Origin of the sequence: Megasphaera stantonii, assembly GCF_003367905.1 — a bacterium.
GTDB classification, from domain to species: domain Bacteria; phylum Bacillota; class Negativicutes; order Veillonellales; family Megasphaeraceae; genus Megasphaera; species Megasphaera stantonii.
The window spans coordinates 895,618-921,057 of sequence record NZ_CP029462.1; the positions used below are offsets into that span (position 1 = coordinate 895,618).

21 protein-coding genes, 5 tRNA genes and 1 pseudogene are annotated in these 25,440 nt (G+C 54.4%); 2 read left to right on the forward strand and 25 right to left on the reverse strand.

All coding sequences use genetic code 11. The features are described 5' to 3' along the window. Window positions 1-780: 780 nt before the first annotated feature. The 3 genes and pseudogenes from DKB62_RS12950 to DKB62_RS04265 all read right to left on the reverse strand — a co-directional run. A pseudogene (locus DKB62_RS12950) lies at window positions 781-1,026 on the reverse strand (hypothetical protein); the annotation flags it as partial. A gap of 222 nt (window positions 1,027-1,248) precedes the next feature. Next, window positions 1,249-1,998, reverse strand: coding sequence for an IclR family transcriptional regulator (locus DKB62_RS04260; protein ID WP_107195792.1), 750 nt, complete (start codon window positions 1,996-1,998; stop codon window positions 1,249-1,251). A gap of 115 nt (window positions 1,999-2,113) precedes the next feature. Continuing rightward, window positions 2,114-3,178, reverse strand: coding sequence for an ADP-ribosylglycohydrolase family protein (locus DKB62_RS04265; protein WP_087478549.1), 1,065 nt, complete (start codon window positions 3,176-3,178; stop codon window positions 2,114-2,116). Window positions 3,179-3,448: 270 nt separating this feature from the next. Between DKB62_RS04265 and DKB62_RS04270 the strand changes: the two genes are divergently transcribed. Further along, on the forward strand, window positions 3,449-4,336 hold the full coding sequence (locus DKB62_RS04270) for a mechanosensitive ion channel family protein (RefSeq protein ID WP_107195793.1): 888 nt from the start codon (window positions 3,449-3,451) through the stop codon (window positions 4,334-4,336). 63 nt (window positions 4,337-4,399) lie between these two features. Here the strand turns inward: DKB62_RS04270 and argH are convergent, their stop codons facing one another. The 8 genes from argH to DKB62_RS04310 all read right to left on the reverse strand — a co-directional run bounded on the left by argH (window position 4,400) and on the right by DKB62_RS04310 (window position 9,055). Further along, complete coding sequence (gene argH / locus DKB62_RS04275; protein ID WP_107195794.1) at window positions 4,400-5,833, reverse strand: argininosuccinate lyase; 1,434 nt, start codon at window positions 5,831-5,833, stop codon at window positions 4,400-4,402. A 15-nt stretch (window positions 5,834-5,848) separates the two neighbouring features. Then, window positions 5,849-7,081 carry an argininosuccinate synthase gene (locus tag DKB62_RS04280; protein WP_107195795.1) on the reverse strand — a complete coding sequence of 411 codons (1,233 nt, stop codon included), beginning with the start codon at window positions 7,079-7,081 and terminating at the stop codon, window positions 5,849-5,851. A 189-nt stretch (window positions 7,082-7,270) separates the two neighbouring features. Continuing rightward, on the reverse strand, window positions 7,271-8,458 hold the full coding sequence (gene tuf, locus DKB62_RS04285) for an elongation factor Tu (RefSeq protein ID WP_115759885.1): 1,188 nt from the start codon (window positions 8,456-8,458) through the stop codon (window positions 7,271-7,273). A gap of 135 nt (window positions 8,459-8,593) precedes the next feature. Beyond that, window positions 8,594-8,670, reverse strand: a tRNA-Met gene (locus tag DKB62_RS04290). 5 nt (window positions 8,671-8,675) lie between these two features. Beyond that, a tRNA-Thr gene (locus DKB62_RS04295) sits at window positions 8,676-8,751 on the reverse strand. A gap of 55 nt (window positions 8,752-8,806) precedes the next feature. Further along, window positions 8,807-8,882: transfer RNA gene (locus tag DKB62_RS04300), tRNA-Met, on the reverse strand. Window positions 8,883-8,888: 6 nt separating this feature from the next. Then, window positions 8,889-8,974: transfer RNA gene (locus DKB62_RS04305), tRNA-Tyr, on the reverse strand. 5 nt (window positions 8,975-8,979) lie between these two features. After that, window positions 8,980-9,055, reverse strand: a tRNA-Thr gene (locus DKB62_RS04310). Window positions 9,056-9,249: 194 nt separating this feature from the next. Here DKB62_RS04310 and queG point away from each other — a divergent pair. Further along, complete coding sequence (queG, locus tag DKB62_RS04315; RefSeq protein ID WP_232818768.1) at window positions 9,250-10,170, forward strand: tRNA epoxyqueuosine(34) reductase QueG; 921 nt, start codon at window positions 9,250-9,252, stop codon at window positions 10,168-10,170. Here queG and DKB62_RS04320 read toward each other — a convergent pair. The 14 genes from DKB62_RS04320 to DKB62_RS04385 all read right to left on the reverse strand — a co-directional run bounded on the left by DKB62_RS04320 (window position 10,132) and on the right by DKB62_RS04385 (window position 25,426). Further along, the gene (locus DKB62_RS04320; RefSeq protein ID WP_157949672.1) at window positions 10,132-10,692 is read right to left on the reverse strand and encodes a YIP1 family protein; all 561 of its coding nucleotides are present in this window, start codon (window positions 10,690-10,692) and stop codon (window positions 10,132-10,134) included. The two genes, queG and DKB62_RS04320, sit on opposite strands and share 39 nt — an antisense overlap. Then, window positions 10,689-11,639 carry a signal peptide peptidase SppA gene (gene sppA, locus DKB62_RS04325; protein ID WP_107195797.1) on the reverse strand — a complete coding sequence of 317 codons (951 nt, stop codon included), beginning with the start codon at window positions 11,637-11,639 and terminating at the stop codon, window positions 10,689-10,691. The genes DKB62_RS04320 and sppA overlap by 4 nt, the downstream gene beginning before the upstream one ends. 60 nt (window positions 11,640-11,699) lie before the next feature. Further along, complete coding sequence (dnaB, locus tag DKB62_RS04330; RefSeq protein WP_087477825.1) at window positions 11,700-13,034, reverse strand: replicative DNA helicase; 1,335 nt, start codon at window positions 13,032-13,034, stop codon at window positions 11,700-11,702. Window positions 13,035-13,049: 15 nt separating this feature from the next. Continuing rightward, window positions 13,050-14,957: a Lon family ATP-dependent protease gene (lonC, locus tag DKB62_RS04335; RefSeq protein WP_087477826.1), complete on the reverse strand. Its 1,908-nt coding sequence runs from the start codon at window positions 14,955-14,957 to the stop codon at window positions 13,050-13,052. Between the two features lie 26 nt (window positions 14,958-14,983). Continuing rightward, window positions 14,984-15,430 carry a 50S ribosomal protein L9 gene (gene rplI / locus DKB62_RS04340; RefSeq protein ID WP_087477827.1) on the reverse strand — a complete coding sequence of 149 codons (447 nt, stop codon included), beginning with the start codon at window positions 15,428-15,430 and terminating at the stop codon, window positions 14,984-14,986. Next, window positions 15,427-17,442 (reverse strand): DHH family phosphoesterase, encoded by a 2,016-nt coding sequence (locus tag DKB62_RS04345; protein ID WP_107195798.1) that lies wholly within the window; start codon window positions 17,440-17,442, stop codon window positions 15,427-15,429. Before DKB62_RS04345 ends, rplI begins: the two co-directional genes overlap by 4 nt. Before the next feature lie 18 nt (window positions 17,443-17,460). Continuing rightward, a complete protein-coding gene (locus DKB62_RS04350; protein ID WP_107195799.1) occupies window positions 17,461-18,417 on the reverse strand; it encodes a YybS family protein in 957 nt (318 codons plus the stop codon). An 87-nt stretch (window positions 18,418-18,504) separates the two neighbouring features. Continuing rightward, complete coding sequence (locus DKB62_RS04355; RefSeq protein WP_107195800.1) at window positions 18,505-20,166, reverse strand: ribonuclease J; 1,662 nt, start codon at window positions 20,164-20,166, stop codon at window positions 18,505-18,507. Between the two features lie 383 nt (window positions 20,167-20,549). Next, window positions 20,550-21,455 carry a hypothetical protein gene (locus tag DKB62_RS04360; RefSeq protein ID WP_107195801.1) on the reverse strand — a complete coding sequence of 302 codons (906 nt, stop codon included), beginning with the start codon at window positions 21,453-21,455 and terminating at the stop codon, window positions 20,550-20,552. Window positions 21,456-21,533: 78 nt separating this feature from the next. Further along, on the reverse strand, window positions 21,534-22,331 hold the full coding sequence (gene thiD, locus DKB62_RS04365; RefSeq protein ID WP_107195802.1) for a bifunctional hydroxymethylpyrimidine kinase/phosphomethylpyrimidine kinase: 798 nt from the start codon (window positions 22,329-22,331) through the stop codon (window positions 21,534-21,536). Between the two features lie 26 nt (window positions 22,332-22,357). Beyond that, the gene (locus tag DKB62_RS04370; RefSeq protein WP_232818769.1) at window positions 22,358-22,843 is read right to left on the reverse strand and encodes a SixA phosphatase family protein; all 486 of its coding nucleotides are present in this window, start codon (window positions 22,841-22,843) and stop codon (window positions 22,358-22,360) included. A 193-nt stretch (window positions 22,844-23,036) separates the two neighbouring features. After that, window positions 23,037-23,951 carry a lysophospholipid acyltransferase family protein gene (locus DKB62_RS04375; protein WP_107195804.1) on the reverse strand — a complete coding sequence of 305 codons (915 nt, stop codon included), beginning with the start codon at window positions 23,949-23,951 and terminating at the stop codon, window positions 23,037-23,039. 10 nt (window positions 23,952-23,961) lie between these two features. Then, on the reverse strand, window positions 23,962-24,990 hold the full coding sequence (gene lpxD, locus DKB62_RS04380; protein WP_107195805.1) for a UDP-3-O-(3-hydroxymyristoyl)glucosamine N-acyltransferase: 1,029 nt from the start codon (window positions 24,988-24,990) through the stop codon (window positions 23,962-23,964). Between the two features lie 16 nt (window positions 24,991-25,006). Beyond that, window positions 25,007-25,426: an OmpH/Skp family outer membrane protein gene (locus DKB62_RS04385; protein WP_087477836.1), complete on the reverse strand. Its 420-nt coding sequence runs from the start codon at window positions 25,424-25,426 to the stop codon at window positions 25,007-25,009. Between the last annotated feature and the right edge of the window lie 14 nt (window positions 25,427-25,440).

Sequence of the window (25,440 nt, forward strand, 5' to 3'; positions counted from 1 at the left end):
AAAAAGTCCGGCAAAGCGATTCGCCTCTGCCGGATCTTCCAGTTTGTTATGCAATTATATAGCTGCGCAGGCCGATTTCAGAAACGGCGCGCGCCGCCGTTCTTCCCGATAGAGCCACTTCAAATCGTACGGTTCAAACACGACACGGCGGTATGCGTCTACGTCCATCATCGTTCCGTCCCAATCGGAGTGGATGTCGCCGTTCTGCTTGATCAGGATATCGTACAGGATATCGTAGGTCACGCCGTCTTTTTCATCCCGTTCCACAATGGTGCTGTACGGAAGGGTCTTGTGATAGGTCAGCTCCATCCCCTTGTAATCGAAATGGAAGCCGCAGCGCATACGGCAGCCGTCCAGCCCCGTATAGCGGGCGATGTACTTCAAATCGTGAAGGATCTTATCGTTCTTTTCGTCGTACAGGTTTTCCGGCGTCGTTTCCGTATAGTCGAAACGGAATTGGATTGACGCGCCGGGAATGGCATGGAATCGTTCCAAATAGGGGATTAAATCGCGGACCGGATAGTTTTTATACAGCACGCAGTTGATTCGGAACGGCACGGCCAGGCGCCCCAGCAATTCGTCGTTCGATTCTACGACATAATGCTGCATGTGGCGCGACACGTTGATGCAGGTAATCTTGTCCTTATTGCGCTGCGTAAAGGCGATGATATCGTCTTCGGTCTGAAACTCCGACACGGGCAGCGTCGTATTGATATATACCTTATGCGTACGGGGAATGCAGTCGAGCATATGCTGCAGCGAATCCAGGTCCGCGAAGGGCTCGCCCCCGGTAAACACAAAATCGCAGTACGGCGTAATGGCGTCCATGCGGGCGATGCTTTCGCAGATTTTTTCCGCCGAAAACCCTGTCATATCGGAATATTCTTCTTTATTAATGCAGAACGGGCAGTGATTGCGGCAGTTATACGGCACAAATACCGTCACCGTCGCCCCGCCTTCTCTTGTCTTGTACGGATGCCTGACGTGAACTGCCGGCTCCGCTGCTTCATGTATCATGCTGTTCATTTCTCTTTCGCCTCAACTCTTGAGCAGTCGCCGTCAATATGCTCCCACACCGCTTTGCCGCCGTAAGAATAAAAGGATTTTCATACGGCTCAAAGCAGACACACTGGCGCGGCTGCCCCTTTATCCACACTCCATTCTACCATAAAATTTCATTTCGTCCAATACATATTGCGTATTCTTTTATAGCATACATCGTATAGCAAATAATTCACATAACACATATTAGTGCAGGGCCTGGGTAATCTCGGCAGCCGTTTTCTTGACGGCCTGAATAATCTGCTCCTGCATGTCTTCCGTCACGCGGGATACCGGACCGGACACGCTGATAGCGGCGATGATTTCGTGATTTGAAAAAATAGGCGCGGCAATGCAGGTCATGCCCAGCTCGACTTCCTCCCGCTCGATGGCGTAGCCGTTGCGCCGAATGGCTTCCAGCTCCTTCAGCAGCTCGTCCCAGTCGGTAATCGTATATTCCGTAAACTTCTTCAATTTGCATCCTGCGTACCGGCGGCAGTATGATTCGGAAAAGGCCAGCAGGCATTTTCCCGACGCCGCGCAGTAACTGGGCCGGATCGCGCCGATAGGAGGCGCCATGTCGACGGTCTGGGGCGATTTGATTTTTTCCAGTATGACGTGCTGCGGATACGGCGCGTCGGACTGGACAAAGGTCGTCATGTGGACGCTCTCCTTGCATTGAAGGGACAGAGCCTTCGCATAGGGGTAGGCGACCTTTTGAAAGGATTCCTTTTCGCGGAACAGCATGCCCAGGGAGTACACCTGCAGGCCCAGCCAATACAGACCCGTTTCGCCGTCGCGGCGCACGAAGTCCCGCCCCTCCAGCGTATCCAGGGTCCGGCTCACAGTGCTCTTGTGCATTCCCATCTTCTTGCTGATCTGCGTAAGGCTCAAAGGCGCTTCTTCCTGTAAAAAGAGTTGAAGGATTGCCAGCGCCCGGTCAATTGATTCTATCATACGTTCCGCTCCTTCCTGCCAACAGCGTGCAGTTCCCGCCAACGCAATGGTTGTTGCGTCGGCGCAGTCTTACGTTTCATTATACGTACATTGGGAAGGATGTCAATATGTACGTTTACTCGTCCGTTTCCTTAGCTTCTGCCGCCGCAGAGCCGACGCCCTGTTCGTATAATCCCTTCGCCAGCCCCTGCAGGAGATCCAGGCATTCCATGTGGGTCAGCCAGTTCTTAGGCACGTCTTTCGCGCCGTACAACGCGCCGGCAATGCTGCCGCTGACGGCGCCGCACGTATCGCTGTCGCCGTCCTGATTGCAGGCCATGATGACGGCGTCCTTCAGAGAGGTCGTCTTCATGACGCAGTATAAGGACAAGGCCAGCGCTTCGTCGGCATTCCAGCCCAGGCCGAGCTTCTTCATGGACCGCACGGGGTTTCTGTCGCTCATAGCTTCGTCGACGGCTGCCTGCAAGGTCTTCCATAGTTCGACGCCGCCTTCTTCCTGCTGCAGACGCTCGAAAGCGCCAACAACGGCCTGCCCCAGCGTCTTTCCGGCGGCCAGCAGCGAAATGATGGCGCTGAACGTTCCCGCCGCTAAATAAGCCGTCGCGCCGCCGTGCGTCAGCAACGCCGCCCGGCAGCCCACGGCAAAGGCCGCGTCGGCATCGCCGGCATAAAACAATCCGACGGGCCCGGTCCGCAGGGCGGCGCTGCTCTTGCAGGCATTGGCTTTTTTCTCCTTCGTAAAGCGCAGCCCCGACGCCAGGGCAATCAAGCAGGCCTTGCCGGGGGCCCGGCGGGCAAACAGCAACGGTTCGCCCATGAGGTCGTATCCCAACGATTCTTCATGGGCCTGCTTTTTCATCCACCGCGCATGCTCGGGCCGGATAATCCGCTCGGTCTGGGTATAATACCAGCGCATGTAGGACCGGTACAGCCCTTCCTCCGGCGCAAGGCCGTCGTGCTTGGCCCAGAGCAGTCCGTCGGCCGTAAACAAGGCCAGCTGCGTGTCGTCGGAAATGATGCCCCGCTTGCCGTTCGCTTCCAATTTCAATACGGTCCGCAGCCCATAGGGGCCGTATTTCTTATGAATCGTCTTCAAATCGACATATTCGATGAGATACCCTAACGCATCGCCTGCCGCGCCGCCCAACATGCATCCTACAAACCGTTCCGCTCCGTCCATGGCTATACCTCCAAAAAAATCAAAAAAGACATTTACATTATCGCCATTATTAGATATAATATTAATTTTACACATATACAGTATACCAGATACTAGCGGTCATACGCAAATGATATCTTGACATAGACAGGCATCTCACTCGTACTTGCCTATTTTTGTATGATATATACCCCCATGGGATTACAAAAATCAGGCGAATCCTGTATAATGAACCGTAACGGCGTACTGCGGCGCCGTCAAAGGACTTTTGTTTTAAGAAAGGATCAAACTATGAATACATCTACTGCTACCGCGACGGCTGCCGTCGCCCAAGACGTAAAGGAACAGGTCGCCCAGGGCGTGACTATGCTGGACCGCATTACAAATCTGCTGATTGACCGCGGGCCGGACATTCTATTTGCTATCGTCATCTTCATCATTGGCCGGTATATTGCCAAGCTGCTGAAAAACATCGCCGTGCGCATGATGACCCACGCCAACTACGACCACACCGTCATCACCTTCGTCAGCCAGATCATTTATTACGCCGTCATGGCCCTCGTCGTCCTGTCCGCCGTCAACAAGCTCGGCGTACCGACGACATCCTTTATCGCCGTCTTCGGCGCCTTCGGCTTAGCCGTAGGCCTGGCCCTGCAGAACAACCTGTCAAACTTCGCCTCAGGCCTGCTCATCCTCATTTTTAAGCCCTTTAAGGCCGGGGACTGGGTCAATATCGGCGGCGTTGAAGGCAGCATCAAGGCCATTCAGGTGCTGAACACGGCCATCATCACCAAGGACAACAAAACCGTATTCATCCCCAACTCGCTCATCACCTCTTCCCAGGTCACGAACAGCTCCTACCTGGACGAACGGTTTATTCCCTTCCTCTTCGATATCAGCTACAATAACGACCATCACAAGGCAATCTCTGTCCTGAAGGATATATTCGCCAAAGACCCGCGCATCCTCAACAACGATACGATGGAAATCGGCATTAAAGAATTCGCCGACAACTCCGTCCGCATCGCCGCCTATCCCAAGGTGCGGCGCCAGGACGTCATTCCCACGACGTACGACATCATGTCGGCCGTAAAAGACGCCTTCGACGCCAACGGCATCGAAATCCCCTACCCGCAGCGCGTCGTATACGTACAAAAAGCGGAACAAAAAGACAATTGACATTCGCCGCACAGCAAAAAGGCCACCGCACCAAGCGATGGCCTTTTGTCATATCCTGTTTTACTATTTTAACAGTTCGTACACCGAGGCTACCGTATCGTTCCACAGCGCGGCTGTTTCTCCCTCGGCAGCGATAGCTCCGCGGCCGGCTTCGCACTGGCGCTTTACCGAGGCCGGCGACGTGCCGTTATACGTGTTGCGCTGGTTTACGCACGTTTCGATGTCCAAGAAATGGTGAATATCTTCGGCAAAGAGGGGGCTCATGGACTGCAGTTCGTCCAGCGTGAGCTGCTGCAGCACCTTTCCCTGCTCGATGCAGTAGTGGACGGCCTTGCCGACGACGGCGTGGGCTTCGCGGAAGGGCAGTCCCTTTTTGGCCAAATAGTCGGCCATGTCCGTCGCATTGGAAAAATCGCTTTCCAATACGTCACGCATATGCTGCCCGTTGACCGTCATCTTTTCGATCATGGCGGCGTAAATCGTAAGGGCAAATTTCAAGTTGTCGACGGCGTCAAACAGACCTTCCTTATCTTCCTGCATGTCTTTGTCGTAGGCCATGGGAATTCCCTTCATCATCGTCAGCACGCCCATGAGATGGCCGTAGAACCGGCCCGTCTTGCCGCGGACGAGTTCGCAGATATCGGGATTCTTCTTCTGCGGCATAATGGAGGATCCTGTGCAGTGAGAATCATCCAACTCAATAAACTTGAATTCCGACGACGACCAGAGGATGAATTCCTCCGACAGCCGGCTCAAATGCATCATGAGCTGGGCCGCAAATTCCAGGAAGGCGATGATGTAGTCGCGGTCGCTGACGGCGTCGAGGCTGTTGTCGTAAATCTTGCCAAAATGGAGCGTACGGGCCACGAAGGGCTGATCCAGGGGATACGTCGTGCCGGCCAGCGCGCCTGCGCCGAGAGGCATCATATCGGCCATATCCCAGGCGTATTTCAAATGAGCAAAATCACGGGACAGCATGGAGAAATAGGCCATCAGGTGATGACTGAACAAGATGGGCTGAGCCCGCTGCAGATGGGTATAGCCCGGCATGATGACATCGCCGTACTTCTCCGCCGCTTTGACGATGGATTCCTGCAGCTGGATCATCAACTTCGCAATCGCGGCGATTTCCCGGCGCACGTACATATGCGTGTCCAGCGCTACCTGGTCGTTGCGGCTCCGACCCGTATGAAGCCGTTTGCCCGCTTCGCCGATAGCGTCGGTCAGGCGCTTTTCGATATTCATATGAATATCTTCCAGCTCGACGGAAAATTCAAATTCACCTTGTTCAATTTGCCCGTAGATGGCCTTCAGCCCGGCTACGATGGCATCCTTATCTGCCGCAGAAATAATGCCCTGCCGTTCCAGCATCGTCGCGTGGGCGATGCTGCCGCAAATATCTTCTGCATACATGCGGCAGTCAAACTGGATGGAGGCGTTAAATTCTTCTACGCTTTTATCCGTGGCCTTCGTAAACCGGCCGCCCCATAATTTCATAGTACTAGTCTCTCCTTATTTTCCTGCTTTTTCTGCGTGCTGCTTCATGAGGGCCCGCATCTTGAGCGGCAGGCCGAAGAGGTTGATGAAGCCTTCCGCGTCGGTCTGATCGTATACGTCGTCTTCGCCGAAGGTGACGTATTCTTCGCTGTACAGGGAATACGGCGACGTAGAGCCGGCGCTCATGATGTTGCCCTTATAAAGTTTCAATTTAACCGTGCCCGTGACGGTTTCCTGCGTTTCGTTGACGAAGGCGTCCAGCGCTTCCCGCAGCGGCGAGAACCATTTGCCGTCGTATACGAGTTCGGCATATTTGTTGGCCACGAGTTCTTTATAATGGAACGTATCGCGGTCGAGGCAGAGGTATTCCAATTCTCTGTGCGCGTACATGATAATCGCTCCGCCGGGGTTTTCATAAATGCCGCGGCTCTTCATGCCGACCAGTCTGTTTTCTACGATATCGACGATGCCGACGCCGTTTTTCGCGCCGATTGCGTTGAGTTCCGTCAAAAGTTCGACGGCGCCCATCTTCTGGCCGTTGACGGCGACGGGAACGCCCTGTTCGAAATCAATCGTAACGTATTCGGGAACGTCGGGAGCTTTTTCCGGCGGCGTCGTGACCATGTATACCATATCCTTCGGCGCGTTGGCCGGATTTTCCAAATCGTCGCCTTCGTGGCTCAGATGCCAGATGTTCCAGTCCATGCTGTAGGGATAGGGATTTTCTTCCGATTTATAATCGATGGGCACGCCGTGTTTTTCAGCGTAAACCAATTCGTCTTCACGGGATTTCATATCCCACATTCTCCAGGGAGCGATGAGCTTGATTTCCGGAGCCAGGGCCTTTACGGTCAATTCGAACCGAACCTGGTCGTTGCCCTTGCCGGTCGCGCCGTGAGCGATGGCGTCGGCGCCTTCCTGCTTGGCGATTTCGACGAGTTTCTTGGAAATGAGGGGCCGGGCGAAGGACGTGCCTAAGAGATATTTGCCTTCGTATACGGCGCCGGCTTTTACCGTCGGCCAAACATATTCTTCCAGGAATTCCTTTTTAATATCCATGATGTATACTTTGGAAGCGCCGGAAGCGTAGGCTTTCTTTTCGATGGCTTCAAAGTCGTCGGGCTGACCTACGTCAGCGCAGGCCGCGATGACTTCCGCGCCGGCATAATTTTCTTTCAGCCAGGGAATAATAACGGACGTATCCAAACCACCGGAATAGGCTAAGACAATTTTTTTGATTTCACTCATGATAACTTCCTCCTCTATGCAACATACATGCTGTAACTGGTATTCTTGTCTACGGGTGTTAGTATACACCTATTTGAAATAATATGCAAGTATATTGCATAAATTTTTGTGAGATATTTAAAAAAAGAGCCGCAAGCCAATGCTTGCAGCTCTTTCTATGTCTTAATCTGCCCGTAATCTTACGGCGAATTACGCTTCGATTTCAGATACGACGCCTGCGCCTACCGTACGGCCGCCTTCGCGGATAGCGAAGCGGAGGCCCGGTTCAATAGCGATCGGCGTAATGAGTTCTACGTCCATCTTTACGTTATCGCCAGGCATGCACATTTCCGTGCCTTCCGGCAATTTGATAACGCCCGTTACGTCCGTCGTGCGGAAGTAGAACTGCGGACGATAGCCGTTGAAGAACGGCGTATGACGGCCGCCTTCGTCCTTCGTCAATACGTATACCTGCGCTTTGAACGTCGTGTGCGGATGAATCGTTCCCGGTTTTGCCAATACCTGGCCGCGTTCGATTTCCTTACGGTCGATGCCGCGGAGCAGTGCGCCGATGTTGTCGCCAGCTTCTGCCAAATCGAGGAGCTTACGGAACATTTCTACGCCCGTTACGACGGTCTGTTTCGGTTCGTCGGACAAGCCTACGATTTCGACTGCGTCGCCTACTTTAACCGTACCGCGTTCTACACGGCCCGTTGCTACGGTGCCGCGGCCCGTAATCGTGAATACGTCTTCGACAGGCATCAGGAACGGTTTGTCCGTCGGACGGTCCGGCGTCGGGATGTATTCGTCAACAGCGTCCATCAGTTTGAGGATAGACTGTTTTGCTTCTTCGTCGCCTTCGAGGGCTTTCAATGCGGAGCCTACGACGATAGGTACTTCGTCGCCGGGGAAATCGTAGGAGCTCAGGAGGTCGCGGACTTCCATTTCTACGAGTTCGATCAGTTCGGGGTCGTCAACCTGGTCGGCTTTGTTGAGGTATACGACGATAGCCGGTACGCCTACCTGGCGGGCCAACAGGATGTGTTCGCGAGTCTGAGGCATCGGGCCGTCAGCTGCGCTTACGACAAGGATTGCGCCGTCCATCTGAGCAGCGCCGGTGATCATGTTCTTAACATAGTCGGCGTGGCCCGGGCAGTCAACGTGAGCATAGTGACGGTTGTCCGTTTCATATTCAACGTGAGCCGTGTTGATCGTAATGCCGCGTTCACGTTCTTCCGGAGCCTTATCGATATCAGCATAGTCTTCGAATTTAGCATAGCCTTTTTCGGACAATACTTTCGTAATAGCAGCCGTCAACGTCGTTTTGCCATGGTCAACGTGACCAATCGTGCCGATGTTAACATGGGGTTTGGTTCTTTCGTAATGTTCTTTTGCCATTTTACTGATTTCCTCCTTTAGGAAAAAATTTACCATCTATATTGTATTCTATCACACAATACCTATTTTTGCTCTGTTTTCAGAAAAAAATAGTATTGCATATAGAAATAACCTCGTAAAACGAGGTTATAAATGTGGTGGCGGCTCGGAGATTCGAACTCTGGACACTGCGGGTATGAACCGCATGCTCTAGCCAACTGAGCTAAGCCGCCATGTTTGGAGCTATTGACCGGGATTGAACCGGTGACCTTATCCTTACCAAGGATACGCTCTACCGACTGAGCTACAACAGCTTACACCGTTCAAAGCACATATACAGTTTTTCTTTACTGCCTTGCAGTAAAAATTTGGTAGCGGGGGCAGGACTTGAACCTACGACCTTCGGGTTATGAGCCCGACGAGCTACCAACTGCTCCACCCCGCGATGATATGGTGGTGGGGGAAGGATTCGAACCTTCGAAGGCAGTCGCCGGCAGATTTACAGTCTGCTCCCTTTAGCCACTCGGGAACCCCACCATACCTGGAGCCGACAATAGGACTTGAACCTACAACCTACTGATTACAAGTCAGTTGCTCTGCCAATTGAGCTATGTCGGCGTGTCCTGTCTCACAGAACGTAATTGATTATACTTGATAATCTCGATTCTGTCAAGACATTTTTCAGAAGTTTTTTTCTTTCCTCAAAAGCTTTTCTTTTAAAGAAGTCTTTAAAACTGCTGACTTAGATAGTATACTATACTCTATAGAAAAAAGCAAGAGATAAATTCAAATTTTTTGGAGGATACTTCTATATGATAGACAGCACAGATATGAAACGGTTTGCCGCTGCCCTCGGCTTGGACTGCGTCGGCGTCGCCCCGGCCGATCTGCCCCGGCCGCCCTACGCCGAAGACCCGCCGTGCCCGCTGGCCGCCGGCACAGGAGACGAACGATACGAGCCGCGCCGCCTTCTCCCGTCGTGCCGTTCCGTCGTCGTCGTCTTAGTTCCCTATTATACGGCGCAGGCAGAACCAGGCAACCTCTCCCTCTATTGCCGGAGCGCAGATTATCATGTCGTCGTCCGTTCCTATTTAGAGCAAATCGCCGCGTACCTGCAGCGGCAATATCCCGGCAGCGAACAACGCTGCGTCGTCGATACGTCCCCGTTGTCGGACCGCTGGCTGGCCTATCAGGCCGGCCTGGGCTTTTTCGGAGACAATCGCTGCCTCATCAACGATACGTACGGCTCCTACGTCTTTATCGGCAGCGTCCTCACGTCCCTGCCCTTCGCGCCGGACCAGCCCCTGCAACAGGAATGCTCCCACTGCGGCGCTTGTCAGTCAGCCTGTCCGGGACAATGTTTTTCCGGCGGCGCTTACGATTACAGCCGCTGCAAATCGTATATTACGCAAAAAAAAGGCAGCTTTACGCTGCCTGAAATACAATGTATGGAAAAAACGCCGCTCATCTTCGGCTGCGACGTATGTCAGGAATCGTGTCCCCACAACGCCGGCGTCAAGGCAACGCCCCTTCCGGAATTTTATCGGAACCGCCTGTCACAGCTCTGCCCTTCGGATATCGAGTCGCTGTCCAACAAACAGTTCCAACAGGCCTTCGGCGACCGTGCCTTCGCCTGGCGCGGCAAAAAGGTGCTGCTCCGCAATCTGGAATACGCGGCTAACCCGGCCGCCGCGTCAGCTGAAAATCGAAACGACGGCAAAGACGACGTATAACAAGACGACGACAGCCAAGACGGCCACGGCGGCCAGGGGTAGCAGCAAGACGGCAATACTTCGTCCCGTTCCCATGGCGTACGTTTCTTTGACAGCCCATACGTCCAATACCAAAGCCCAGACCCCTGCCGCCAGCGACACGGCCTGCACCAGCAGCTCCGGCGCGACGAATACGAAGCTGCCGGCTAAGGTCGCCAGGTTGAGGGGGAGTTCCGTAAAGCAGAGGGCCGCCGCCAGGCTTTTCATAGACCCGTTTCGTCCGAGAAGGCGGGCGGCTCCATGATACAGCAAGATGCGCGCGGCAAAACAGAAGGCCGCACCGCCGTACATGGCTATGGCCGTCCACACTGCCGCATCCTGCCACTGCGCCCATACGGACACGACTGAAAGCATCACGGAAAGGGACCAGATGACGATTCCTTCGCGAAGGCGCTGCTCCGGAACGATGACGGCCAGCGTTTCCTTAGGCGATACGACGATGCCGTAGGCCAGGGCTAAGGCTTCTTCGATGTAATATCTCATTGCTGCCGCCCTCCTTTCCATATTATGAGGGGGAAGGGGATTCTCTGTCCGGCTTCATACAGCCCTTCGGCCAGAGAAGGCGCCGTGATCCGGCCGGACAGCAGCTGATCCCACGAAAAAGCGTCGTCGTACGTCACCGTCGCCACCTTGTCCGGATCGGCGTGAATCAGCGTCCCCGCATAGCCCAAGGCGTCGTAATAATTCCCCAGCTCGTCGACGAGGCCCGCCTCCTTTGCCTGCACGCCTGTAAACACCCGACCGTCGGCCAGGGAGCGCACCGTTTCGCCGTCCATATGGCGCTGCTCGGCCACGACGGCGACAAATTGCTCGTACATATCGTCGACCATATTCTGGGTCAGCCGCCGTTCCTCTTCGGTCATCGGGCGGAAGGGCGAGAAAATATCTTTATGGGGCCCCGATTTGATTTTTTCTTCCCGCACGCCCAGCTTTTCGCTCAGTCCCTGCACATCATAATACGACATATACACGCCAATGCTTCCCGTAATCGTCGAAGGATTGGCGTATATTTTATCTCCATAAGCCGCCAGCCAGTAGGCCCCCGACGCGGCCGTATCGCCCATGGATACGACGACAGGCTTGCCTGAATCCTTCAGCTTCTGCAGCTCTGCCGCCGCTTCCTGCGTCGCCGCCGCGCTGCCGCCGGGGCTGTTGACGCGCAGCAGTACAGCCTGTACGCTGTCGTCCTGCCTGGCCTTGCGGAACTGGCGCATCAGCGCGCCCGACGTCGTCGAAGACGGGCTTCCCCAAGCCATATCGGCGTCGTCGCCGCCGACAATGGGGCCATTGACGCGGATAACGGCTACGCGCGGCTCCTGATACAGCTTCCGCACGCTGTCCGAGCGGGACAGGGACCCGGCCGCGGCAACGGCAATAAACAGCACTGCCGCAACGACGCCGGCAATGCGGATTTTTTTCTTCTTTTCCATAGGGCCTCCTCTATACAAAAATAAGGGACGCAAGAGCGACGGCTCTCTATCCCTTACGTATTACAGACGGTCTTCATGGGTCGTATCCAAATTCAAGAATAAGGTATACTCGCCCTTGAAGTACAGCTTTACAGAACCGACGGGGCCGTTGCGGTGCTTGGCCAGTATGATTTCTGTAATGTGCTGATTTTCCGTTTCCTTATCATAATAATCTTCGCGATACAAGAACGACACGATATCGGCGTCCTGTTCCAGCGCGCCCGATTCGCGCAGGTCGCTGAGCATAGGCCGCTTATCCTGCCGGCTTTCTACGCTTCGGCTGAGCTGCGACAGGGCGATGAGGGGCACCTTGAGCTCCCGGGCCAGGGCCTTCAGCGAACGGGAAATTTCGGAAATTTCCTGCTGGCGGCTTTCGGAGTTGCGCCCCTGCATGAGCTGCAGGTAGTCGACGATGATCAGGTCCAGGCCGTGTTCCGCCTTGAGACGGCGAGCCTTGGAGCGCATCTCCGTCACGGAAATGCCCGGCGTGTCGTCGATATAAATGGGCGCCTGATACAATTTATCGCAGGCGTCGGTCAGCTTCGTCCACTCGTCGTCGCTGTTGAGCTGGCCTGTGCGCAGCTTCTGCGAATCGATGTGGGCGATCTGGCACAGCAGACGCTGTACGAGCTGTTCCTGAGACATTTCCAGGGAAAAGAAGGCCACGGTCTTATGCTGCTTTACGCCTACGTTCTGCGCGATATTCAAAGTAAAGGCCGTCTTCCCCATGCTCGGACGAGCCGCGACGAGGATTAAGTCCGACGGCTGCAGCCCCGACGTTAGGCGGTCTAAATCGCGAAATCCCGTAGGCAGGCCCGTAATACCCGCCTTATTTTCGTACAGCTTGGTGATCTTGTCCAGCGTTTCTTCGACGACGACGCCGACAGGCGCGAAGTCTCCCCGCCGCTTGCTCTCGGAAATCTGTAAGATACGCCGTTCGGCGTCGTCCAGCAAATCCTCCGGCTCTTTCTCGCCGTCGTAAGCCTCCGAGGTCAATTCGGTGCACGTCGTAATGATATTGCGGGCCAAGGCCTTTTCCGCCACGATATTGGCGTGATATTCGATATTCGCGGCCGTCGCGACCAAATTCGGCAGGCTGAGGATGTACTCCAGGCCGCCGACGTCGTCGAGCTTCTTCATGCGCCGCAGCTCTTCCGGCAGGGTGATGACGTCGACTTCCTTGTTGTCATGGTGCAGGTGCTCCATGGCTTCGAAAATCGTCCGATGCACTTCCCTGTAAAAATCGCCGGGCCGCAGCTTTTCCATGGCGGCTACGACGGCGTTATGCTCCAGCATCATCGCGCCGAGCACGGCCTGCTCCGCTTCTACGTTCTGCGGCGGAATCCGCTGCTCCATAGTATATGCACACTCCTACTTTACAAACATAACATCCAATACGTCCTGAATCGTTTCAGCGCAGCGTATATCCAAATCCAGATGGTGTTCCGGAATATCCTGCCCATTGTCCTTAGGAATGACGATGGCCTTCATGCCGGCCTGGCAGGCGCCGTAGGCCTTTTCAAATACGCCGCCGACGGGCTTTACCTGTCCCCGCACGGAAATTTCGCCCGTAACGGCCACATCCTGTCGGATCGGCGTCTGCGTAATAGCCGAGATGAGGGCCGTCGTAATCGCGCAGCCTGCCGACGGGCCGTCGATGTTCCCGCCGCCGACAAAATTGATATTGACGTCGTAATCGGACAGTTCCTTGCCCGTCACGCTGCGCACTACGGCGGCGGCGTTGAACATGGAGTCCTTGGCCATTGAGCCGGCCGTATCGTTGAAGCGGTAATAGCCCTTGCCGGCTTCACGGGCGGGAAAGGCGACGGCTTCGATTTCAATCGCCGAGCCTAAATATCCCGAAACTCCGAGGCCGAATATTTTCCCCACAGCCGGCACGTCGCTCGCCTTTTCCATGGCGTACGGCGTGAGGCGGCTGATCTGGGACACGCGGTGAATGTGATCCTTCGTGATGACGACGCCGTCCTTGCGGCCGGCCCGATATACGGCCAAGCCGTAAGCGTCGGCCAGAATATTGACGGCTTTGCGCCCTTCGATCGTAAAGGTGCTGATAAGGGCCGCCGCGCCGTCTTCCAAGACTGCGCCCAGCTCCTTTGCCGCGTTTTCTACGATAGTCTGTATATCCGACGGCACGAGGGGCTCGAAAAAGATTTCGGCGCAGCGCGAGCGAATCGCCGGATTGATTTCCCAGGGGCTCCGCGTCGTCGCCCCGATGAGGATAAAATCGGCCGGCGCGCCTTCGGCAAACAGTTTCTTAATATACTTAGGCACGTTCGGGTCTTCTTCGTCGTAATAGGCCGACTCGAACTTCACCCGTTTATCTTCCAATACCTTCAGCAGCTTGTTCAGCAGCATAGGGTCCATTTCGCCGATTTCGTCGATGAACAGGATGCCGCCGTGGGCCTCCGTCACCAGTCCCGGCTTGGGTTCGGGAATCCCCGTGTCGGCCAAATCGCGGCGCGCGCCCTGATAAATGGGATCGTGGACCGAGCCGATGAGGGGATTGGTCATATCGCGCGAATCCCAGCGCAGCGTCGTCCCGTCCGTTTCGACAAAGGGCGCGTCAGGTCCGAAGGGCGTAAAGGGAAGGCCTTTCGCCTCCTGCAGGACGATGCGGGCCGCCGTCGTCTTGCCTACGCCGGGAGGTCCGTACAGCAGAAGATGCTGCGGATACACGGAAGCCAGCTTGCTCTGCATCGCTTCTACGGCCCGTTCCTGGCCGACGACGGCGCTGAGCTTTTTCGGACGGACTTGCTCCATAATCGATTCGGACAGCTGTATCGTGTCGAGCTTCTGCAGCTCGGCCAGCTTGCGCTTCGTCTGCGGCGTCTCTACATCGTGCAGTTCTTCCTTGATAATCTGCATCTTGATTTCCTGCACGTATTCCTGCTGCTTTTCTTCCATCCGCTGGGAAATCTTCTTTTCCAGCCGCTCTTCCACAGCCTGGCGGGCCAGCATTTCAGCCAGTACGATTTCCAGCTCGTTCAATACGTCGATGACCTCGTCATCCTTCGGGATGCGGTCGTACGACGCGTTTTCATATACGAGGCGCTGCAGGCCGACCAGCCGCTGCCGCGGGTCTTCCGAATGAACATAGGACAGGGCGGCGTATTTACTGGCCCTGAGCACCATCTTTTCCGCCCCTATAAGACCAGTAAAAGCGCCGTAAAGCACGTTAACCTGACGGCGGAGCTCTTCCTCCGCCGTCGGTTCCAGATACTTATGGCGCTGTAACAGTTTATCAAGCAATTCTTTCATAGTATCCCCTTACAGTTTGTCGCAGCTTATCCTTCTACGACATGAACCTTGATGACGCTCGTAATGGTCGGATGAACGCGGATGACGACGTCGTACGTTCCCAGCGATTTAATGGGTTCCTTGATTTCGACTTTCTTCTTGTCGATGTCGATGTCGTACTGGGCCTTCGCCGCTTCGCTGATATTTTTGCCCGTAATCGCGCCGAATACCTTTCCGCCTTCACCGACCTTTACGGGAATCGTCAATTCTACCTTTTTCAGCTGGCTGGCCAGGACGACGGCTTCGTCGGACGCTACCTGGGCCTTATGCTTAGCCGCCGCCTGCTTCTGCTTCGCGTCGTTGATGTTTTCCGACGTGCCCGGCGCGGCTAATTTGCGGGGCAGCAGGAAATTGCGGCCGTAGCCTTCCGATACTTCTATGATTTCACCTTTTTTACCCAATTTTTTTACGTCTTGCAATAATATTACTTTCATTCTTTTTCAGTCTCCTTATTTTGATTGATTACGTCCCGCAGGGCCGTCATGACGTCCTGCTGCGCTTCTTCTACAGTACGCTCTTTGAGCTGCGCGCCGGCGACGGTGCGATGGCCGCCGCCGCCTAAGGCTTCCATGACGAGCTGTACGTTAATATCTCCCTTGGAGCGGGCGCTGACGCCGATATTGCCGTCAGGAAGCTCGCAGAACGTAAAGCTGGCGTTTACGTTGTCTATATTGATAAGCATATCGGCGATTTGCGCCGCTACAATGGTCGTGTTCTTTGTCCCCTTCGGGCAGGAAGCCATGGCCACGCCGTCTACGATGCGCGCCTCCGATAAGATGGCCGCCTTTTCCCGGACTGTCGTAAAGTCGGAGCTGAACAACTCCCGCACGATTTCCGGGTCGGCGCCGCTGCGGCGCAGGTAGGCTGCGGCGTCAAAGGTACGGACGCCGGTCTGGACGGCGAAGTTTTTCGTATCGACGATAATGCCGGCATACAGGGCCGTCGCTTCGATTTTTTCCAGCTCTACGTCTTCCTGATAATACTGGAGCAGTTCCGTGACGAGCTCGCTCGTCGAAGAGCTGGACGGCTCCGTATACGTCAGGAGGGGCTTCTTGATAAAGTCGGAGCTGCGGCGGTGATGGTCGATGACGACGCGCCGTTCCGTCTGTTCGATCAAGGCCGGCGCGACGGTCATGTCCGTCCGATGGGTATCGACGATAAACAGCAGCGTCTGGCTGTTGCACAGCTCTTCCGCCGTTTCCGCCGAAATGAGCAAGTCCTTAAAGGCCGGCACGTTGAGTATCTGCGTTTCCAGGCGTCGGATGGCGTCGGTCTGCTTGCTGATGACGATGTGGACGGGCTTGCCGATGATGCGGGCCATGTGAGCCACGCCGACGGCAGCTCCGATGCTGTCGTAATCTTCCCGTTCATGCCCCATGACCAGGACGAGATCGCTCGTGTCGATGAGTTCGCGTATCGCCTGGGCGACGACGCGGGCCCGGACGCGGGTATTCTTTTCGACAGACCGGGTCTTGCCGCCGTAAAAATGAGGCGAGCCGTCTTCTTCATATACGACGACCTGGTCGCCGCCCCGTCCCAAGGCCAGATCCAGCCCGGCCTGGGCCTTGTCGGCCAGCTCGTTGAAGTTGACCATGCCCTGGGTCACGACATCCTTCGGGCAAGCCGCCACGCCCATGCTGAGCGTAACGGGAATGCGGTTGACCGTATGGATCATGCGGATTTTTTCGAGAAAGGAAAAATTATCCTTCTTCAGTTCGTCGAGGGCCTCGCGGCTCAGGCAGGCGAAGTACTTTTCGTTGCCGTACGAACGGACGAAAGCTCCCAGCGACGTCAATTCGTCGATCAGGCAGTTGTTGACATTCGTCCACAGCGTCGTCTGCTGGACCGACGTCATGCCCTTGGCGACTTCTTCCATGTTGTCAATTTCAATATCGCACAGTACCGGCACGGAGGCAATACAGTTCATCTTCTGCGTTTCCGTGTCCGTAATATCTTCAAAATACAAGATGAGATAGTTGTCGTCTTCCGCCGCTTCCGTCTGCAAATACTTGTAGACGACGCGGTAATACCGCTTATCGATATGTTCGAAAAAGTAGCCGAATTTCCCCCAAAATTTATCGATATTTAAATTGGGCATAATATGATCCAGCTTCTGGTCGTTGTCGATATCGCCGATCCAGTCGCGGAACACGCTGTTAGCCCAGCAGAGGCTGGACTGCATATCGACGATGGCTATGCCGATGGGCAGATTCTGCACGGCGTAAGTCGACGCCTGGTCGACGCTTTGGGAAACGGCGTCGAAAAACTGACTGATTTCCCGATTGCGCTCGTTCGTATTTTTCCGCGTCAGCACGTAGGCCCCGATGATCAGTATCAGCGCCAGCAGCGCTATGACCCAATTATATACGGCGATAATAATCAGCAGCAAGACCGTAATGAGGAAAAAGGGCTCCTCGTTTCGTCTTGACAGCATTTCCTTCAGCATATGACTTCCCCCTGGGCATCACATCGTATTGCGTTTCTTGCGATAATTCAAAAGCATGTCCATCAATCCGGCGGCAAAGGCCGCGTAGGAAAACACGGGCATGACAAAAAACAAAATGATAATGAGCACCTGCAACCCCGTGCTGATATGAAACCGGCGGTCGAGGAAATAAAACAGGAAGGCCAGGCCCTGAATGCATATGAAGAAAAAGGCGACTTGATTCAAGTTGACGCCGGCGATGCTGAGCCACTCGATATCCCGCGTCGTCCCCCAATATTTCATGACCAATGCCAATACATATAAGTATATCACACTGCGCGAAATTTCCCAATAACGAATCGGCAAAAAGGGCTTAATGGAAAAACCTAAGCGAATGAGCACCAGCTGGGAAATCTTGACGTTGATATAGGCAATAACCGCCATGGCCAGGCATAAAAACATGGGAAGCATAGACGGCAGAAGACGCCGCACTTCTTCCAGCTGCATCCGCGCCTCGGCCAGCTGGATATCAGACATGCCGCTGGTTTTATACTGGGCGATCGTATCGGCGACGACCGTATCGAAGGCGCTGTAAATCGCCGCCAGCAAATTGATGTCGAGAACAATATACATAAGTGCGAGAAGAACGCCCGTGGCGGCAATGAGGGCCGCCGCTACGCAGGCCAGCATCTTGGCCGGCGCCCATTCATAGCGGAATCCGGCGCCGATAGCCAGGCCGACAGAGGCAAAGGTAATGAGCTGGGCAACTGCCGTCAGGGGATCGATGAAAATTCCCATGAGGATACCTACGACGACGCCGAGCAGCAGCGCCTGGCGCATGCCGTATTTCATATAGATAATCGTCATGGGAATAGGCATGATAAAGTACCCTACAAAGGAAAAGAAGGGCATAAAGGTGCTGAGAAGGGCCAGGATAAGCATGACAGCGGCAAAGCAGCCGGCAGTCGTAAGAGGCGTAATGCGCTTTTGTTCCACTGAATCATCTCCTTTCAAGAAAGGCATCTCTACCTGCATGGTAAACAGCGGAGGCGCGCTGGCCTCCGCTGTCTCCGCAGTATTGCATTATACTTCCATAATAATCGGCAAAATCATAGGCCGGCGTTTCGTCTTTTCATACAAGTACCGGCTCAGCGTATCGCGAACCTGCGACTTAATGACCGCCCATTCGCGGATGTTGCCGGCTTCGCACCGTTCGAGGACGGCGGCGACGCGGTCGTGAGCTTCGCTGATCAGCTCTTCCGAATCGCGGACGTAGACAAAGCCTCTCGATACGATATCCGGTCCGGCCAAAGCGTGGCTCGTCCCCTTCGCCAAGGTCATGACGACGATGACGACGCCTTCCATAGCTAATTGCTGGCGGTCGCGGATGACGATGTTGCCGACGTCGCCGACGCCGAGGCCGTCGACGAATACGCGGCCGGCGTTGACCCGGCCGGCTTTATTGCCGGAGCGGTTGGAAAATTCGAAAATCTGCCCGTTGTCGCCAATGAGGACGTGGCTCTTTTCGACGCCCATCTGCACTGCCAAATCGCCGTGCTGCTTCAGCATGCGGTATTCGCCGTGAACGGGAATAAAATACTTCGGCCGGATCAAATCCAGCATAAGCTTCAATTCTTCCTGGCTGGCATGGCCCGACACGTGAATTTTCTTATCCCGGCCGGCAACGACATTGGCGCCCAGCTTCATGAGGTTGTCGATAGTCCGGCTTACGCCCATTTCGTTGCCCGGAATCGGCGTCGCCGAAATGATGACCGTATCGCCCGGCATGATGCTGACGCTGCGGTGATTGTTGGAGGCCATGCGGGATAAGCCGGCCATAGGCTCGCCCTGGCTGCCCGTCGTCAGGATCAGGACCTGGTCGTCGGGATAACGTCCCAATTCGTCGGGCTCAATGAGCACGCCGTCAGGCACGTTCAGATACCCCAATTCGATGGCGATCTGCACGTTATTGACCATGCTGCGGCCTAATACGGTCACCTTGCGCTTAAACTGCACGGCCGTATTGATAGCCTGCTGAATACGGGAAATATTCGAAGCGAAGGTCGCTAAAATAATGCGTCCCGTCGCAGCCCGGAAGGCCTTGCGGAATGCGTGGCCTACAGTCGTTTCCGATTCGGTATAGCCCGGCCGTTCCGCGTTCGTGCTGTCCGACATGAGCAGCAGTACGCCGCGGCGGCCCAGGTCTGCAAACTTGTGGATGTCCATCGGCTGGCCGTCCACCGGGGTCAGGTCGATTTTAAAGTCGCCCGTATGGACGATCGTGCCTACAGGCGTCTTGAAATACAGGGCGCTGGCATCGGGAATAGAGTGATTGGTTCGGATAAAGCCCACTTTCATGCAGCCGATCTGTACTTCGTCGCCGTGCTGCACCTCGTTCAATTTGTAATTCGTAATGTGATTTTCCTTCAATTTGCCTTCAATGAGGCCGCATACTAATTTCGTCGCGTAAACGGGCACATTTACTTCATTGAGCAAATATGCCAAACTGCCGATATGGTCTTCGTGACCATGCGTAATGACGACAGCCCTCACCTTATCCCTGTTTTCAATCAAATAGCTCATATCAGGGATGACGAGGTCAATGCCAAACATATCGTCGTCAGGGAAAGACAGTCCGGCGTCAATTACGATGATGTCATTTCCGTATTGGATTACGGTCATATTCTTGCCGATTTCGCCCAAGCCGCCCAATGGAATGACCATCAGCTTTTCTTTCTTAGCCAATTTTTTTACCTCCTGTACTATGAAATTTTATCCGTTCTAACTGTGTATATTGGATTGCCCGTCGGCCTGCGCCGACCTATTCTCCCGTGCAGGCAATCGATGCCAACTGTCTTATCAAAGATGCTTGCGTTCAGATATAACGAACAATAATGGACTTACCCTTCTATCATATTTTCCGTTATTTCTCTTCCTATGTCAATAATATGACTGTAAAATTCTACAATTTAAGGAAAATTTTAGAGTCCCCTCGACTGCCCGTTCATATACTTGTCCCTATTCCATGCCGTGCCGCACCTGGTTTTATAAAAAAACAGCAGGACCGCAGCGACGATACCGCATGCGGCCCTGATGCCAAAACATATGTAGATGTCTTCCTGCCGCCCTTAGGCCGCTTCTGCCGCAGCACCGTCTTTATCGGATTCCGCCGCGTCGTCGGAGCCCGGAATCGTTCCCGGAACGGCCGCTTCCTTAACTTCTTTCGGAGCCGTCAAATCAGCGTCTTTCGGAAGGGGAGCACAGTCGATAGTCATGGATATTTCGCTGTACTTGATAAACTGTTCCATAATGGCTTTATTCGCGTCGGACGCGTCGCTTTCAGCCAACACTTCCTGCGCAACGGCGCGCATCTGCGGCGTCAAAGGCATCGTCACCTTGGAAATCCGCTTGGTCTTCGGATCGACGGTTACATTGACCGTTACGTCGCCCGTTTTCTGCAGGGCCTGAAGGACCTTTGCAAAGCCTTCGGCCTGTTCTTTCTTATAGCCGTCGGCAGCCCATTTTTCCTTGTCGCCTTCGCGGTACAGGCGGCTCGCGTCATATACGACATCGTACGAATTCTTGCCGGCTGCCGTTACGGATTTCACGCCGGCCAGTACGTTGTGGTCGCCATGGAAGCGCTTGGAAATGGGATCGGCGCTCTTCAATTTGCGGGTTGCCTTTTTCCACGCGTTGTCGGCCTTCGAATCTTCATAGTAGATGTGCAGTACGTCGCCGTCCTGTTCCACATAACTGTGGACGGTCTTCGTGTTGTTCAGGACCTTCGCTACAGCTTCGCTCTTCATCTGGAAGGGTTCAGCCTGCATATCGATGGTGTTGGTCAGGGACACATTGCCCAAAAAAGGCATTTCCATATTGACCTGCAGGACGTATTCGCCTGTCGGTTCAGCCATCATATTGCGGGCCGCTTCTTCGTATACCTGCGACGGAGACGCCGCGAATGCCGCGCCGCTGGCCATAGCCAGGGCCGCGACCGTACAAAGAGCCTTTTTTACACGCATTCTTAAATTCATATTTCATTCCTCCTTGCGCAATAATAACTATTCCCGGAAAAGCCGAGGGACTGCCGGGGAATAACCTGAACACAGAAGCTACATGCCCGCCTTGCGGTACAGGCTGTAGAAATGATGGATAGGCCCGTGGCCTTTGCCAATCGGTTCGGCGTGGCTGATGCCGTCGAAGACGTACTGCTTGGCCACCGCGACGGCGTCGGCCAGGTTCATGCCGTTCGCCAGATTGGAGGCGATGGCACTGGACAGGGAGCATCCCGTGCCGTGAGTGCTCGTGCTTTCGACGCGGCGGCCTTTGAAATAATGGAAGCCTTCGCCGTCGTATAAGATGTCCGTCGCATCTTCTACGCGGTGGCCGCCTTTGACCAGCACGGCCTTCGCTCCTAAGGCTGCGATGTCTTTGGCCGCCTGTTCCATAGACGCAAAATCATCGATATGACGTCCCGTCAGCACTTCTGCTTCGGGAATATTCGGCGTCAGTACGTCTGCCAGGGGAATCAACTCCTCCTTCAGCGTCTGTTCTGCTTCTTCGGCCAGCAGCCGATGGCCGCTCGTCGCCACCATGACTGGGTCGACAACGACAAAGGAAGGCTTGTACTGGCGCAGCTTGCCGGCAATGATGCGGATCGTCTCGGGAACGCTGACCATGCCGATTTTCACAGCGTCTACCTCTATATCTTCAAATACAGCGTCAATCTGCGATGCGATCATCTCCGGCGTCACGTTCATATATCCCCGCACGCCCTGCGTGTTCTGCGATACGACAGCCGTTATGACGTTCATGGCATAACAACCATGGGCGCAAAAGGTCTTGCAGTCCGCCGCCGCTCCGGCCCCGCCGGACGGGTCCGTCCCGGCAATCGATACTACGTGTTTCATAGGCTATACCTCCTAATTACTATCTATTATTTCTTTATCAGCTTTGCTGCCTTCGGGCTCATATACAGGAGCAGCGACGCCGTGCCCCCGTTGCTATCAAAGGGATCGTAATCAAACAAGGCCATGCTGCCCGTTTTGAACTGTATATCCAGACCGGTCCATGCCTTAGTCCATTGCTCTAAATAGGGCGAATGGCCGACAATGCACACGACCTCCCCGTCGCTCCCGCACAGAATATCCTTATAGACGGCGTCCAGATCACCGGCTGCAATGGCCGGATGGGTATGAAAAGCAGTATAGGGAATGCGCGTATCAAAAAACGCCGCCGTTTGACACGTGCGGATATACGGGCTGGCCCACAGGACGGTAGTCCCTTCGGGCCACCACAGCCGGGCGGCGTCGAGCATTGCCACAGCCTGCTTCTTGCCCTTTTCAATCAGTTCCCGCTTTTTATCGTCCATTCCGTCATGGTACGGCTCGGCTTTGCCATGACGCATCAAACAAACATACATGATTCGTCAATTCTCCTTTGCTCCCGCGTATTTCATTGTACATTGCTTTACGCGGCTACTTTGAGCTCCTGCGGCTCGCCTAATTTTTATTTATTATACCATAATTCAGCACGCATATATATTGTCCTGACCAAATTGTTAAAAAGCTGTAAAAATTGGCGCCGCCTACATTTCGGCAGCGCCAATGGATGAGCTAGTTCTGTTGTTCTTTCAGCTTTTGTTTCTCTTTATACCGTTTCGTCCATTTCCAGCGATTGTGAAGCCAGAACCATTCGTCGGGATACTTGCGGATATGCGCTTCCAGACGATCGTTCAGCTGCTGCGTAACGTCATATACGATCCGCTTCTTTTCTTCCTTCGACAGCGGCGCGTCAGACGTATAAGGCCGAATCGGCGGCAGCGCTTCTACGACGTAATGATAGGGCCTGTCTTCGTGAATGAAAATAGACAATATCGGATAGTTTTGTATGCCGGCCAGCTTCGCCGGCCCGTCGGCAGTCAAGGTGTCCCGGCCGAACAATTTGACCATGATGCCGGTATACCCCGGGTCCTGGTCCATGAGCAGACCGATATAATGCCCCTTGGCCAAAAACCGGACCATGTCGCGGATACCCGTCTTATACGTAACGTGCTGCTTCATCATCGCCCGGTATTCGTTGATGAACGTATCCGACCCCTTATTGTCCTGCTGCTGCGCCACCGATATGAGGGGATAACCGCTCATCGCCAAATACGCGCCGAGAAGCTCCCAGTTCCCTGCGTGAGAAGCCATAAAAATCGCGCCCTCGCCGCTCTCCTTGAGCTCGTCGAGATATTCTTTGCCATGAAATACGATTTTTTTATCGAGAATCTCTTTGTCGTACACAGGATAAGACAGCACCTCGATGATCATACGGCCGAAGCGCGTCGTGCTGGCTTTGGCAATCGCCATCGCTTCGCCGGCGTCTGTCGTAAGGCCGCATTCAAGGATTTGATCCCGCGCCAAGACCTTGCGCTTCTTCGGCACAAAGGTCCAGAAAAAGACGCCGAAAAACGAACCCAGGCCGCGGCGCATGAAAAAGGGAATATGGCAAATCAGAAAACTGAGGCATTTCATGAATGTATACATAGGCGTTCTCTTACACTCCCGCCTTCTTTTCTAATTCGGCAATTTTCTTTTCCAGCGCCTTGATCGTCTTGGCCATTTCAGGCAGGCGTTTGATGTAGGCCTGTGTACGGCTCCATTCGATGTGGGGACGGACGGGGAATCCGGCGTAGACCTTATTGCCTTCCATGTTGCCGGTAATCCCTGATTTTCCGGCAAATACGGCGTTGTCGCCAATCGTAACGTGCCCCGTGCAGCCCGTTTGCCCAGCAAAAATAACGTGGTGGCCGACCTTCGTGCTGCCGGCAATCCCCGTCTGAGCGATAATAAAGCAATCTTCGCCGATTTCTACGTTATGGCCCAGGTGGACGAGGTTGTCGATTTTAGTTCCCGCCGCTACCTTTGTCGAACCAAGCGTCGCGTTGTCAATACACGTGCAGGCGCCGATTTCGACGTCGTCTCCGATTTCGACGTTGCCGATTTGGGGAATGCGCGTATGCTTGCCGTCTTTCGTAGCAAAGCCGAATCCTTCGCCGCCGATGACGGCGTGGGCCCGGATAACGTCGCGTTCTCCCAGAACGCAGTTTTCATGGATAACGGCGCTGGGGAAAATCGTCGTACCGTTACCAATGGAAACGTTGTCGCCAATGAACACGTAGGGATAGATGATGCAGTCTTCGCCGATCTTGACGTTCTTTCCGATAACGGCGTACGCCATAATGGCGGCATTTGCCCCTACAGACGCGCTTTCATCGACAATCGCCGTAGGATGGACGCCCGATTGTACAGACTGGCGAGGATGAAACAGCACAAGGAGCTTGGAAAAAGCCAAGCGGGGATTTTCTACGATCACCAGGGTATTGTCGCCGGCAGGTACTTCTTTTTCAACCATAACGGCGCCGGCATGGACCTGGGGAAGATATTCCGTATAGGGATCGACGGCGAAGGTAATGTCCTGTTTCCCCGCTTCCGCCAACCCTTTAATATCCGAAATCACGGCGCTGCCGTCGCCAATCACAGTTCCGCCCAAAAATTCTGCTAATTCTTGCACTGTTTTTTCCACAATGTACACTCCTTTTTTACTGCAGCTTTGCAATTAACTCATCGGTCACGTCGATGCCGCCGTTAGGCACGGCTTCTTTCACCATGACGATGCCCACTTCTTTTTCTTTAGCTATTTCGCCCAAGTTCGTCTGAATATCCGACATAAACTGCCGCTGCATGCTGGCGGCAAAAATATTCAATTCCTGCTGCGACTGCTGCTGTTTCTTTTGGAAGTCTTCAGCCGACATCGTGCTCTGCGCCTTCTGCAATTCCTCCGTTACGGACTTTTGCTTTTCTTCCGTTTTTTCTTTATATTTCTGTACGAGCGGCGCTTCCTTCCGCACCCGTTCCAAGTCGACGACGCCGACCCGGTCTTCGCCGCCGCATCCGGCAAGCATGCCGACGCACAGGGTTAACAGCGCGGCAGCCGTCAGCCGCTTCCACATTGTTTTCATCGTACAAATCCTCC

What these genes read in the sequence shown, in the direction of transcription:
- DKB62_RS04260 (WP_107195792.1), bottom strand. Translation starts at nt 1,998, where the DNA reads ATGATAGAATCAATTGACCGGGCGCTGGCAATCCTTCAACTCTTTTTA.
- DKB62_RS04265 (WP_087478549.1), bottom strand. Translation starts at nt 3,178, where the DNA reads ATGGACGGAGCGGAACGGTTTGTAGGATGCATGTTGGGCGGCGCGGCA.
- DKB62_RS04270 (WP_107195793.1), top strand. Translation starts at nt 3,449, where the DNA reads ATGAATACATCTACTGCTACCGCGACGGCTGCCGTCGCCCAAGACGTA.
- argH (WP_107195794.1), bottom strand. Translation starts at nt 5,833, where the DNA reads ATGAAATTATGGGGCGGCCGGTTTACGAAGGCCACGGATAAAAGCGTA.
- DKB62_RS04280 (WP_107195795.1), bottom strand. Translation starts at nt 7,081, where the DNA reads ATGAGTGAAATCAAAAAAATTGTCTTAGCCTATTCCGGTGGTTTGGAT.
- tuf (WP_115759885.1), bottom strand. Translation starts at nt 8,458, where the DNA reads ATGGCAAAAGAACATTACGAAAGAACCAAACCCCATGTTAACATCGGC.
- queG (WP_232818768.1), top strand. Translation starts at nt 9,250, where the DNA reads ATGATAGACAGCACAGATATGAAACGGTTTGCCGCTGCCCTCGGCTTG.
- DKB62_RS04320 (WP_157949672.1), bottom strand. Translation starts at nt 10,692, where the DNA reads ATGAGATATTACATCGAAGAAGCCTTAGCCCTGGCCTACGGCATCGTC.
- sppA (WP_107195797.1), bottom strand. Translation starts at nt 11,639, where the DNA reads ATGGAAAAGAAGAAAAAAATCCGCATTGCCGGCGTCGTTGCGGCAGTG.
- dnaB (WP_087477825.1), bottom strand. Translation starts at nt 13,034, where the DNA reads ATGGAGCAGCGGATTCCGCCGCAGAACGTAGAAGCGGAGCAGGCCGTG.
- lonC (WP_087477826.1), bottom strand. Translation starts at nt 14,957, where the DNA reads ATGAAAGAATTGCTTGATAAACTGTTACAGCGCCATAAGTATCTGGAA.
- rplI (WP_087477827.1), bottom strand. Translation starts at nt 15,430, where the DNA reads ATGAAAGTAATATTATTGCAAGACGTAAAAAAATTGGGTAAAAAAGGT.
- DKB62_RS04345 (WP_107195798.1), bottom strand. Translation starts at nt 17,442, where the DNA reads ATGCTGAAGGAAATGCTGTCAAGACGAAACGAGGAGCCCTTTTTCCTC.
- DKB62_RS04360 (WP_107195801.1), bottom strand. Translation starts at nt 21,455, where the DNA reads ATGAATTTAAGAATGCGTGTAAAAAAGGCTCTTTGTACGGTCGCGGCC.
- thiD (WP_107195802.1), bottom strand. Translation starts at nt 22,331, where the DNA reads ATGAAACACGTAGTATCGATTGCCGGGACGGACCCGTCCGGCGGGGCC.
- DKB62_RS04370 (WP_232818769.1), bottom strand. Translation starts at nt 22,843, where the DNA reads ATGTATGTTTGTTTGATGCGTCATGGCAAAGCCGAGCCGTACCATGAC.
- DKB62_RS04375 (WP_107195804.1), bottom strand. Translation starts at nt 23,951, where the DNA reads ATGTATACATTCATGAAATGCCTCAGTTTTCTGATTTGCCATATTCCC.
- DKB62_RS04385 (WP_087477836.1), bottom strand. Translation starts at nt 25,426, where the DNA reads ATGAAAACAATGTGGAAGCGGCTGACGGCTGCCGCGCTGTTAACCCTG.